We start from the raw sequence: 12,008 nt of genomic DNA, 5'->3' as shown, positions 1-12,008 counted from the left end.
ATCCACACAAGTTGTTCTTCATAATCTCTTAATGATCTTCTCGATGATTCGTCACCATCAAGCTAGGTCGGCTATGTTACTCTCTTCTAAGAAGAAGTCAACAGGTTTTGTTAATTATTTTTCAAACTCATTCAAGACTTCCAGATTCTACCGCTTGGGCTAAATCCTTGTTTCTCAACAAGTTTTAATCAACATCACCGCCGATGGATGTGCATTCTACAGCATTCCTCACCCAACACAACCCCCTTTTTAAATTATTTTGCACATGTGTTGGTTTTTTCCACAAAATAATGCAAATAACGTGTTTTTCATTCATTTTTTAATCGTTTTCTAACCTAAATCGCATATTTATTTTCATTTGAGGTGTATTTTTTTGCTTTTTTCTTAGCTGTTAAAAGAGAAAAAGCACAACATTAATGTTGTGCTTTTTCTCTTTTGTCATTCGAAGAATTAAAATGAGCTTTCCAATGCTTCTAATTCCATCATCAAGGTCAGCATTTCTTCTTCGATTTGCTCTAATTTTGCGTTTAACTGATTTTGTTCATCCATCAGTTTCAGCAAATCTTGTTTACGCTCGGCTTCATATAAACTGCTATCGCCCAACAAAGTTTCAATTTCTTGTAGGCGCGGCTGTAATTTTTCCATCTGCGATTCGTATTTTTCAATATTTTTACGAATGGGGCGACTGAGTTCACGTTGACGCGCTGCTTCTTTGCGTTGCGCCTCTTTGTCCAATTTAGAAATAGTGGCTTTTACTTCAACTTGGGATTGAACTGGAGCAGAGGGTTGTTGCCCATTCTTCATCATATCGATACGTGCTTGGCGTAACCATTCGGCATAAGCCGTCAAGTCACCGTCGAATTCACGACAAGTTCCATTATGTACCAACAATAGTTCATCACAAACGCTGGCAATGAGTTGGCGTTCATGCGAAACAAGAACCACCGCACCTTCAAAATCTTGGAGTGCCATAGTCAGTGCATGACGCATATCTAAGTCTAAATGGTTGGTCGGTTCATCTAGAATTAAAACATTTGGACGTTGCCATACAATGAGTGCTAAAGCCAAACGTGCTCGTTCCCCCCCCGAGAAACTTTCACTTGGTGTGTCCATACGTTCGCCACTAAAACCAAAGCTGCCCAAGAAAGAACGTAAACTGGCTTCACTGATTTTTTTATCGGCAATACGCGCCAATTGCAGCATTGGGCTGGCATTCCCATCCAAAGCATCCATTTGATGCTGAGCAAAGTAACCAATATTTAATAGTTCAGAGTCTTTACGCGTCCCTTGTAATAGTTTTAGATCGCCCACCAGTGATTTAATTAAGGTTGATTTACCTGCACCATTCATTCCCAATAAACCAATTCGGCTGGTTGGGGTAATTTGCAAATTCACATTGGTTACAATCAGTTTTTCACCGTAACCGATATCGGTATTTTCAAGTTCCAATAAAGGTGAACTCATTTTTGACGGTTCACGGAAACTAAAGGTAAACGGCGTATCGACATGCGCAGCAGAAAGTTCCTGCATACGTTCCAATTGTTTAATTCGACTTTGCGCTTGTTTGGCTTTGGTGGCTTGTGCTTTAAAGCGGTCAATATATTTCTGCAAATGGGCACGGGTTTCTAATTGCTTTTCGTAGGCTTGTTGTTGCTGTGCTAGACGTTCACTACGGGTACGTTCGAAAGTCGAGTAATTGCCCGTATATAAAGTCAATTCTTGATTTTCAATATGCAGAATATGGTCGGTAATGGCATCCAAGAAATCACGGTCATGCGAAATAAGAACCAAAGTGCCTTCATAGGCTTTTAACCAATCTTCTAACCACAGAATTGCATCTAAGTCTAAATGGTTGGTCGGTTCATCGAGTAACAGTAAATCTGAACGACTCATGAGGGTACGCGCAAGGTTCAAACGCATACGCCAACCGCCCGAGAAACTTGAAACATCGAGCTGGGATTGATGTTCAAAGAACCCTAAACCTGCCATAAGTTGTGAGGCTTTAGCGGCGGCAGAATAACCATGAATTTCATCAAAGCGACCATATAAATGCGCCAGCTCATCATTACTTAAGCTTTCTGGATGATCCAGTTTGTTCTGAATTTCCCAAAATTCTTCATCGCCTGATAAAACAAAATCAATGGCTTTCATATCTAAGGCTTTAATTTCTTGCGCCATATGGGCAACGGTCCACACCGCTGGACGGGTTAAATATCCCCCGTCAGACTCCATTCCCCCCAAGAGCGCAGAAAATAAGGTTGATTTACCAGCGCCATTTACGCCAGTTAAACCAATTTTCCAACCAGGATGCAATTGCATCGAGGCTTTTTGGAAGAGTACGCGTCCACCACGACGAATTGAAAGTTGGTCTAATTGGATCATCACAAACACTGGCAGATAAAAAGTTAGCGCTATTCTAAAGGAAGTCGCTTAGAAAAGAAAAAGCACCAAGGCTATATACAGCGAAATGTTATCTATCGGAAATAGAGCAAAAGCTCTATTTTATTCAAAAAAAACATGTTTATATAAATTTGTTCTGAAAAATCAAAAAAATGAGGTGAAATAGTGAAAAAAGCCTTTTTTGTCTTGTCTACAGCAACACTATTCAATTTGTCTAATTTAGCGCATGCAAATATTAATGTTTGCGTTTTTGATTTGCTCGGTAAGTCTGGGGAATCTTATAAATTTCTTGAAGAATGGGCATTGGCCAGTAAAAATTGGGATGCCAATATCGACCTAACGGCTTATAAAGATGAAGCCAAATTAGACCAAGACTTCAAAGCTGGAAAATGTGACGGTTTTTATATGACCTCCATGCGTGCCCGTAATTATAATAAGTTTGCGGGTTCAATTGATGCATTGGGCGGGGTGCCCAACAACGCGATTGCACAAAAAGCCATTATTTATGTGCTAGACAAGCGCAATCAGAAACGCCTCATCACCAAATCAGGTAAAGAAACCTATGAAGTGGCAGGGATTGGTCAGATTGGCCCAGCCTATTTATTTGTACGAGATAAGTCGGTCAATACTGTTGAAAAACTCAATGGTAAAAAAATTGCAGTCATGGAATTTGATCAGGCGCAAAAAATTATGGTGAAACGCGTCAATGCCGTTCCAGTAATGTCTGAAATTTCCAATTTTGTGAAAAAATTTAATCAGAATGAAGTCGATGTCGTACCTGCGCCGGCTTATGCCTTTAAACCCCTCGAGATTTATAAAGGGCTCGGCAATAACGGCGCAATGGTCAATTTTCCAGTATTAAATGTCACGGCAGACCTGATTATTCGACCAGAGCAATTTCCAGAAGGTTTTGCCACTCAATCTCGGCAATGGTTTGTCCGCCAATTGCCTAAAAGTTTTGCCATGGTGCAACGGGTTGAAGCCACTATTCCAAGCAAATATCGCATGGAACTCAACAAAGATGACAAAGAAAAATATCAAAAATTGTTGCGTGATGCGCGCATGGATCTGACGCAACAAGGCATCTATGACCCCACCATGATGACAGTACTGAAAAAAGCCAGATGTACGGTTGAACGTACTAATTTTGAATGCTCACTGGGCGGGGAATAATTTAATGATAATTTTCCTATCCCCAAATCCTAATTTAATTCACTGATTTTAATTGAAACACCGCTTTGAATTGGACAATTTGACAGCAATTTTGCTGAGTGTGTCATTTTTTTATTTAAAAATGGAGTAAATACTCTATTTATAAATACAAAACTTGCTTAATATTGTTTGCGTGTAAGGACACTTAAAACAATAACCAATCTGAAAAGGATGAACACAATGAAAAAAGTCATGTTCGGTTTAGCTGCTTTGACTGCTGTAGGTCTGTCTACGACCGCACAAGCAGCAAAAGTGGATATCTGTGTTTTCGATTTGCTCGGTAAGTCTGGTGAATCTTATCAAATGGCACAAGAATGGGCATTAGCAGCAAAAAGCTGGGGGGCAGAAATCAACCTGATTCCACGACAAGATGAAGCTGTAGCCGACAACGATTTTAAAGCGGGTAAATGTGACGGCGTTTTTATGACGGCAATGCGCGCCCGCCAATACAATAAATTTGCAGGTTCAATTGATGCTTTAGGGGGTGCCCCAAGTAATGCAATTGCACAGAAAGCCATTAGTTTTGCCTTAGACCAACGCAATGCCAGTAAAATGGTCACGACATTAAGCGGCAAAAAATATGAAGTGGCAGGGATTGCACCGCTTGGTTCCGCCTTTATTTTCGTCCGTGATAAAAGTATCAATTCCATAGAAAAAGCTGCGGGGAAAAAATTTGCAGTCTTGGGCTATGACCAAGCACAAAAAATCATGGTACAACGTGTGGGTGCCCAAGCGGTCATTTCAGATGTTTCAAATTTCGTGGCTAAATTTAATAATGGTCAAGTCGACATGGTGGGTGCCCCAGCCTATGCATATAAACCTCTCGAAATTTATAAAGGTTTAGGCAATAACGGTGCAATGTTTAACTTTCCAGTTCTACAAGTGACTGCCGACTTTGTGATTCGTCCTGAGCAATTCCCTGCTGGTTTTGGACAAAAATCCCGTGATTGGTTTGTGAAGAATTTACCAAAAAGCTTCTCGATGATTAATCGTCTTGAAGCGGGTATCCCTGCCAAATACCGCATGAATTTAACTGCAGATGATAAAATTAAATACCAGAAAATGTTACGTGATGGTCGTATCGACCTGACTAAGCAAGGCATTTATGATGCGGGCATGATGAGTGTCTTGAAAAAGGCGCGTTGCTCTGTCGATAAAGCCAATTTCGAATGTTCTATGGCGGGTGAATAAAGCATAAATCAATAACTAAGGCCTAGATTATTCTAGGCTTTTTTATTTAAGTTTTTGTCTAAAGTGCCAATGTTAAGGGATAAAAACACGCTAATCTTAAGCTCAGGTAAACACATTGTTTTACCGCTTAAAATGATGAACAACATCATCCCAACAATATAAAAAGAATGGAATAAGGACAATTCACATGATGAAACGATCATCAATGCAATTTTTGATGGGACTTGGGCTATGTGCGAGCACCAGTTTTGTTCAAGCCAAACAAGTAGTGTGCGTATTTGATTTTGTCGGTAAAAGTGGCGATGTCTACGCCCTCATGAAAGATTATCAATTGGCGGCTAAAAATTGGGGGGCAGATATTGAACTACGCGTGGCGCAAAATGAAGCCGTCATTGCTGAAGATTTTAAAGCAGGGAAATGCGATGGCATTAGTGTGACAGGTATGCGCGGACGTCAATTTAATGATTTTACCGGTTCACTGGATGCCATTGGGGCCATCCCTAATCTGAAATTAGCGGTTAAAGTCATGCAAGGTTTAGCCAATCCTACTTTTAGCAAATATATGGTAAAAGGCAAATATGAAATTGCAGGCGTCATTCCTGTCGGCGATGCCTATCTGTTGGTCAATGATCGTAGCATCAATACCGTCGCCAAAGCCGCAGGCAAAAAGATTGCTGTGCTGGATTATGATCAAGCGCAAAAAATTATGGTGCAACAAGTCGGCGCCCAAGCTGTTAGTTCCGATGTCACCAATTTTGGCAGTAAATTTAACAATGGTCAGGTTGATATTATTGGGGCACCTGCCGCTGCGTTTAAAGCACTAGAATTACATAAAGGTTTGGGCAGCAAAGGGGCGATTGTGAATTACCCAATTTTACAAGTCACAGGCAATATCATTATTCGTCCCGACCGTTTCCCTAAAGGCTATGGTCAACAATCACGTGAATGGGTTAAATCACAACTTCCACGTGCTTTTGGCATTTTAGGTAAAATGAAAGCCGATATTCCAAACAAATACTGGATGGACGTCCCCGCTCCTGATAAACCTGGCTATCAAAAGATGATGCGTGACGCGCGTATTAATTTGACCCAACAAGGGGTATATGACAAACGGATGATGAAATTGCTGTGGCAATTCCGCTGTAAAGAAGATGCCAAAAATTTTGAATGTGGTCTACAAGATGAAAACTACAAATAATCTTGATAAAATTACTCTGATTTGACTTTTAATCTTCAAATATTGACCATATATTGAGTATGCTATACTAGAGATATGGTCTTTTTCATTTTTAAAAGACCCATGAACCGAACAGAGGAATCCATCATGACAGCTCCAACGCTTGTGTTGACCGACAGTGCTGCAAATAAAGTACGCCAATTGCGCGATAGTGAAGGCAACCAAGATCTCATGTTACGTGTCTATGTAACAGGCGGGGGTTGTTCAGGCTTTTCTTATGGCTTTAACTTTGCCGACAATATGAATGAAGATGACGCCGAATTCATCAATGGTGATGTGAAAATGTTGGTCGACTCTCTTAGCTACCAATATTTAATCGGTTCTGTGGTTGATTATATTGAAGGTCTCGAAGGTTCACGCTTTATTGTGCAAAATCCAAATGCAACCACGACCTGTGGCTGTGGATCATCTTTCTCAATTTAAGTTGATCACAGATGTAAAAAAACCTCCCAATTCAGGAGGTTTTTTTACGGATATCTTCTCGACATTTAAACTGTCGTCATATTACCTAAAATACGATAACCGTCAGCGCCAGTTACCGCAGGTAAATTACCACTTAACTGCTCAACAAAGCGCTTCGCTAACCAAGCAAAAGCTGTAGCTTCCACCCAAGTCGGACTTAAGCCTAAATCTGCGGTACTTTGAACCGTCCATTGGTGCTTACGTAAACGCCAGCGTAATTGTTCTAAAAGTTGTGAGTTATAAGCACCACCGCCACAAACATAGACCTCGCCCGTATCCATCCCTGAGCGATAAATAGCTTTCTTAATGGCACGTGTGGTCAACTTTAATAGGGTCGCTTGGACATTTTCAGGACTATCTTCCAATTCATCATAAGCTAGCTCATCATTGCGCCAGTCCATGATCTGATCATCCAACCAATCCAAATTAAAATCTTCACGCCCCGTACTTTTAGGCGGCTCTTTGGCAAAAAAATCATGTGCCTGTAAACGCTCTAATAAACTGCGAATGGGTTGACCATAGGCAGCCCAGTTGCCATTTTCATCATAGGGTTGTCCGGTATAACGATGGCACCATGCATCCATCAGAATATTGGCAGGGCCAGTATCAAAACCAGCAACGAGCGCTGGTGCACCCGCAGGTAAAAGGCTGACATTAGCAATCCCTCCTAAATTTAGAATCACTCGGTGAATGCTTTCATGCTGAAATAATGCCTGATGAAAAGCTGGTACCAAGGGTGCGCCCTGCCCACCTGCCGCCATATCACGACGGCGGAAATCAGAGACCACAGGAATTTGAGTGATTTCAGTAATAATGTTGGGATCGCCAATTTGCAAAGTAAAACCATGTTCAGGACGATGACGAATGGTCTGCCCATGCGAACCAATGGCTTTAATTTGGCTACGGTCGAGTTGATGCTGTTCAATCAGCGTATTAATGCCTTCGCCAATCATTTTTGCCAAAGCCACATCAGCCTTGCCCATACGATCTATTTCATTATCATCTGGCAAAGTCAGTGCCATCAGTTCATTTCGTAAATCTGGATCAAACGCTAAAGTGAGCGTGGCATGCAACTGCAATGGGTCGAATGAAGCGGCCACAATATCTACCCCATCCATGCTGGTGCCGGTCATTACCCCAATATAGATTGCTGTCATGATTATTCTAAAGCCTGCAATGTGCTGAAAAAGTGTTAGTATATCGCACAAATTGAATAACTGATGTGTTTGGGTTTTGTGATGTCAAATTTCCTGCCGGCTGAAGAACAACTTGCCCTCATTCAACGAGGCACTCATGAAATTATCTCTGAAGAGGATCTGTTAAAGAAACTCAAAGAGAATCGTCCTCTAAAAATTAAAGCGGGCTTCGACCCGACTGCACCAGACTTGCACTTGGGGCATACCGTTTTAATTAATAAATTGAAAACTTTCCAAGACCTCGGTCATGATGTCACTTTTTTGATTGGTGACTATACCGCCATGATTGGTGATCCAACTGGTAAAAGTGCCACTCGCCCACCGTTGTCACGTGAGCAAGTACTGGAAAATGCCAAAACATATCAAGAACAAGTCTTTAAGATTCTTGATCCGAATAAAACCAAAGTGCGTTTTAACTCGGAATGGTTTGCCACTAAAACTGCGGCGGATTTAATTCAGTTGGCTTCACAGCAAACTGTGGCACGTATGTTAGAACGTGATGACTTCACGAAGCGTTATAACAATCAGCAACCGATTGCTATTCACGAATTCTTGTATCCACTGGTACAAGGCTATGACTCTGTTGCCTTACAGGCCGATGTAGAACTCGGTGGTACGGATCAAACTTTTAACTTGCTGATGGGTCGTACCTTACAAGGTCGTTACGATCAAGAAGCACAGGTTTGTATTACTGTGCCAATTCTTGAAGGCTTAGACGGCGTGAATAAAATGTCTAAATCTTTAGGCAACTACATTGGGGTATTTGATACGCCTGGGGCGATGTATCAAAAAGTCCTTTCCATGCCCGATGCTTTGATTGAACGTTATTTTGATCTGCTCAGCTTTAAATCACTTGAAGAAATCAAAGTCTTGTTGAAAGAAATTGAAGATGGACGCAACCCACAAGAAGTGAAGAAGATTCTTGCACTTGAGTTGGTTGAGCGTTTCCACGGTGCCGAAGCGGCTGCTAATGCACACAAAGGTGCAGGCAATATCATTACCGAAGGTGAACTGCCTGAAGGTACACCTGAAGTGACCATTTCACGTGCCGAATTTGGTGGTGAAATGTTTATTGCCTCAATTGTGCGTGCTGCCGGTCTAACTACAAATGCGGCGGCTGCTAAAGATGCTGTTTCACGTGGAGCCGTAAAAGTTGATTGGAATGTGGTGGATGCCAGCTTCTCTGTAAAAGAAAACACAACCTTGATTGTTCAATCTGGTAAAAAAGCCATTGCGAAAGTAACGTTTACTGACTAATCCGCAAAAGTGAAAAGCAGGTCACTTGACCTGCTTTTTTTATGCGGAAAATTAAATGATGTCAGCCAGTCGATCATTTTTTGTTTACAAAACGAAGTTCCATAATTTGCCATGCATCAGACTGATAATGCCATGTTTCTTGAATCATCTGTTCAGGCTGAGCCAAATACAACAAAATTCGGCATTCAGTTTGCGTCGGGTTAAACTCAAACATTTCAGTTTGAATATCTAAATGACGCGGTTTCCAGACACCATTTTGAACCGCATGCTCAATACATGCATAACGACTCAGATTACTTTCAACCTTGCCCTGTGCTTCATACACCACTTTAAATTCTGGATGCTCGTATACCATCAGCTCCTGTACTTGTCCCGTATAAAAAGCATTCAGCCAATGATCACGACATTGTTCCAAACTTAAATCCATATGCGTTCCGCTCAGTTATTTTTAGTTAGCATGCCAGAACAATACGACAGTTTAATAACCATCACCAAAAAACTACAAAGTCCATGCAATAAAAAAGCAGCCCGTAGGCTGCTCTTTTAAGATGACATGCGATTAGGCATCAATATCTGCATTTAAAGCATTCTCTTCAATGAAGGCACGACGTGGTTCCACATCATCCCCCATCAAGCAAGAGAACATACGATCAGCTTCAATCGCATCATCAATCGTCACTTGCAACATATTACGATTATCAGGATCCATTGTGGTTTCCCAAAGCTGCTCCGCATTCATCTCACCCAAGCCTTTATAGCGTTGGATCATCATGCCACGGCGCGAATCTTGTAAAATATGCTGCCACACTTGATGGAAATTGTGGACCGCAATCTTACGCTCGCCTTTTTCTAAATACGCACCTTCTTCAAGCAAGCTAAACCAGCTCTTCGAATTTTTCAGCAAACGCACATACTCACCCGAAGACAATAAGCCTGCATCGAGTAAATAGCTGTGCGGAAGGTTGTGCACATAAATCGTGATACGCGGGAAATACACTACTGCCTTTTGACCATCAGCCAACTCTTTATCGAAGGCTTCAAGCGTCAATTCTGGGCGTAAGCTCGGCTGCGTTTTTTCCACAGCGGCACGCAATTGCTCACCCCACTGTTGTACATAAGCCAAATCTTGTGAATGATCAAACTTATAAGCATCCATCGAGATCAAACCATCCAATAAGCTTGCAGGATAACGCTGGGTTAAACGCTGTAAACTTTTCTGTGAGGTTTGATAATCGGCAATTACCTTAGCCAAAGCTTCACCACGAATCGCTGGAGCTTCAGCACTGATATGCAAAGCCAGATCATCAATTGCATTTGAAATCAGGAAAGTTTCCAAAGCTTCATTATCTTTAATGTATTGCTCTTGCTTACCTTTTTTCAACTTATACAACGGTGGTTGGGCAATATAAATATGGCCGCGCTCCACCAATTCTGGCATTTGACGGAAGAAGAAGGTTAACAATAAGGTACGAATATGTGAACCATCGACGTCGGCATCGGTCATGATAATAATTTTGTGATAACGCAACTTATCAGGATTATATTCTTCTCGACCAATACCACAGCCCAAAGCCGTGATCAGCGTGCCGACTTCCTGAGAAGAAATCATCTTGTCAAAGCGCGCACGTTCCACGTTGAGGATTTTACCTTTCAGCGGTAAAATCGCCTGCATTTTACGGTTACGACCTTGTTTCGCCGAACCACCTGCAGAATCACCCTCGACCAGATACAATTCAGACATTGCAGGATCTTTTTCCTGACAGTCTGCCAATTTACCTGGCAAACCGGCAATATCTAAGGCACTTTTACGACGGGTCATTTCACGGGCTTTACGCGCAGCATCACGTGCACGAGCCGCATCAATAATTTTGCCTGCAATTGATTTTGCCGCAGCAGGGTTCTCAAGCAAGTATTCAGAGAATGCCTTGTTCATTGCTTGCTCTACCGCAGACTTCACTTCACTCGATACCAATTTTTCTTTGGTTTGTGAAGAGAACTTCGGATCTGGCACTTTAACCGAAATAATGGCGGTTAAACCTTCACGAGCATCATCCCCCGTGACTGCCACTTTTTCTTTTTTCAGCAAACTCTCATTTTCCATATAGCTGTTTAAGCCACGGGTCAACGCTGCACGGAAGCCTGCTAAATGTGTACCACCATCTTTTTGCGGAATATTGTTGGTAAAGCAACGGACATTTTCTTGATACGTGTCATTCCATTGCAAAGCCACTTCTACCCCAATGCCATTTTCAGCTTGGGTGGTAAAGTGGAAAATTTCATTCAGATGGTTTTTGCCCTGATTAATATATTTAACAAACTCAGACAAACCACCTTCGTAGTCGTACAGGTGTTCTAAATTAATTCGCTCATCGCGCAGAACAATGCGTACACCCGCATTCAAGAAAGATAATTCACGTAAGCGACGTGCCAAAATATCGACATTAAAAATCGTTTGACTAAACGTATCCGAACTTGGCCAAAAACGTACAATCGTGCCTGTGGTTTCTGTATTACCAATCACTTTAAGTGGATACTGCGGATCACCATGACGATATTCTTGTTGATGAATATGCCCAGCACGATGAATGGTTAACTCAAGTTTGCTCGACAAGGCATTTACAACGGAAACACCCACGCCGTGCAAACCACCTGAGACTTTATAACTATTATCGTCAAATTTACCGCCTGCATGCAGAATGGTTAAAATCACTTCTGCGGCAGAAACCCCTTCTTCAGGGTGGATGTCGGTTGGAATACCACGACCATTATCAGAAACACTGACCGACTCATCTTCATGAATCGTCACCAAGATTTCATCACAGTGACCTGCTAAAGCCTCATCAATGGCGTTATCCACCACCTCGAATACCATGTGATGCAAACCTGAACCATCATCAGTATCGCCAATATACATACCTGGGCGCTTACGAACGGCATCCAAACCACGCAACACTTTGATGCTAGAGGAATCATAAGCCTTTTCGTTGCTTTGTTCTGTTTGAGTGACAGATTGGTCTTCTGAACTCATGGTTACTCCCTAGTGAAAAATCGGT

At 41.8% G+C, this 12,008-nt stretch carries 9 protein-coding genes; 5 read left to right on the top strand and 4 right to left on the bottom strand.

Features of this window, described 5'->3' with window-relative positions:
- Positions 1 to 450: 450 nt before the first annotated feature.
- Positions 451 to 2,382, bottom strand: coding sequence for an ATP-binding cassette domain-containing protein (locus tag E0H87_RS16020; RefSeq protein WP_131324512.1), 1,932 nt, complete (start codon positions 2,380 to 2,382; stop codon positions 451 to 453).
- 204 nt (positions 2,383 to 2,586) lie between these two features.
- On the opposite strand from E0H87_RS16020, the gene E0H87_RS16015 reads away from it, so the two are divergent.
- From E0H87_RS16015 to erpA, 4 genes are all read left to right on the top strand, one after another.
- Complete coding sequence (locus E0H87_RS16015; RefSeq protein ID WP_131324515.1) at positions 2,587 to 3,573, top strand: putative solute-binding protein; 987 nt, start codon at positions 2,587 to 2,589, stop codon at positions 3,571 to 3,573.
- Positions 3,574 to 3,792: 219 nt separating this feature from the next.
- Positions 3,793 to 4,803, top strand: a complete 1,011-nt coding sequence (locus tag E0H87_RS16010; RefSeq protein ID WP_131324511.1) for a putative solute-binding protein — start codon at positions 3,793 to 3,795, stop codon at positions 4,801 to 4,803.
- A 205-nt stretch (positions 4,804 to 5,008) separates the two neighbouring features.
- The gene (locus E0H87_RS16005; RefSeq protein WP_131324514.1) at positions 5,009 to 6,001 is read left to right on the top strand and encodes a putative solute-binding protein; all 993 of its coding nucleotides are present in this window, start codon (positions 5,009 to 5,011) and stop codon (positions 5,999 to 6,001) included.
- A 126-nt stretch (positions 6,002 to 6,127) separates the two neighbouring features.
- Positions 6,128 to 6,463, top strand: a complete 336-nt coding sequence (erpA, locus tag E0H87_RS16000) for an iron-sulfur cluster insertion protein ErpA (protein WP_131324510.1) — start codon at positions 6,128 to 6,130, stop codon at positions 6,461 to 6,463.
- Positions 6,464 to 6,528: 65 nt separating this feature from the next.
- Here erpA and E0H87_RS15995 read toward each other — a convergent pair whose 3' ends face one another.
- The gene (locus E0H87_RS15995) at positions 6,529 to 7,659 is read right to left on the bottom strand and encodes an anhydro-N-acetylmuramic acid kinase (protein ID WP_131324509.1); all 1,131 of its coding nucleotides are present in this window, start codon (positions 7,657 to 7,659) and stop codon (positions 6,529 to 6,531) included.
- Positions 7,660 to 7,722: 63 nt separating this feature from the next.
- Between E0H87_RS15995 and tyrS the strand changes: the two genes are divergently transcribed.
- A complete protein-coding gene (gene tyrS, locus E0H87_RS15990) occupies positions 7,723 to 8,955 on the top strand; it encodes a tyrosine--tRNA ligase (protein ID WP_131324508.1) in 1,233 nt (410 codons plus the stop codon).
- Between the two features lie 73 nt (positions 8,956 to 9,028).
- Here tyrS and E0H87_RS15985 read toward each other — a convergent pair whose 3' ends face one another.
- Both E0H87_RS15985 and gyrB read right to left on the bottom strand, forming a co-directional pair.
- Positions 9,029 to 9,382 (bottom strand): hypothetical protein, encoded by a 354-nt coding sequence (locus E0H87_RS15985; protein WP_131324507.1) that lies wholly within the window; start codon positions 9,380 to 9,382, stop codon positions 9,029 to 9,031.
- Between the two features lie 132 nt (positions 9,383 to 9,514).
- Entirely contained in the window at positions 9,515 to 11,983 is a 2,469-nt protein-coding gene (gene gyrB, locus E0H87_RS15980; protein WP_131324506.1) for a DNA topoisomerase (ATP-hydrolyzing) subunit B, read from the bottom strand.
- Positions 11,984 to 12,008: the final 25 nt, after the last annotated feature.

Source organism: Acinetobacter sp. ANC 4178, assembly GCF_004331175.1.
GTDB lineage: Bacteria > Pseudomonadota > Gammaproteobacteria > Pseudomonadales > Moraxellaceae > Acinetobacter.
The sequence above is the reverse complement of the archived record's forward strand: the minus strand, read 5'-3'. Positions and strand labels throughout refer to the sequence as shown.

Excerpts from the sequence above, each read along its gene's own strand:
- E0H87_RS16020 (WP_131324512.1), bottom strand. The coding sequence starts at position 2,382 with ATGATCCAATTAGACCAACTTTCAATTCGTCGTGGTGGACGCGTACTC.
- E0H87_RS16010 (WP_131324511.1), top strand. The coding sequence starts at position 3,793 with ATGAAAAAAGTCATGTTCGGTTTAGCTGCTTTGACTGCTGTAGGTCTG.
- E0H87_RS16005 (WP_131324514.1), top strand. The coding sequence starts at position 5,009 with ATGCAATTTTTGATGGGACTTGGGCTATGTGCGAGCACCAGTTTTGTT.
- erpA (WP_131324510.1), top strand. The coding sequence starts at position 6,128 with ATGACAGCTCCAACGCTTGTGTTGACCGACAGTGCTGCAAATAAAGTA.
- E0H87_RS15995 (WP_131324509.1), bottom strand. The coding sequence starts at position 7,659 with ATGACAGCAATCTATATTGGGGTAATGACCGGCACCAGCATGGATGGG.
- tyrS (WP_131324508.1), top strand. The coding sequence starts at position 7,723 with ATGTGTTTGGGTTTTGTGATGTCAAATTTCCTGCCGGCTGAAGAACAA.
- E0H87_RS15985 (WP_131324507.1), bottom strand. The coding sequence starts at position 9,382 with ATGGATTTAAGTTTGGAACAATGTCGTGATCATTGGCTGAATGCTTTT.
- gyrB (WP_131324506.1), bottom strand. The coding sequence starts at position 11,983 with ATGAGTTCAGAAGACCAATCTGTCACTCAAACAGAACAAAGCAACGAA.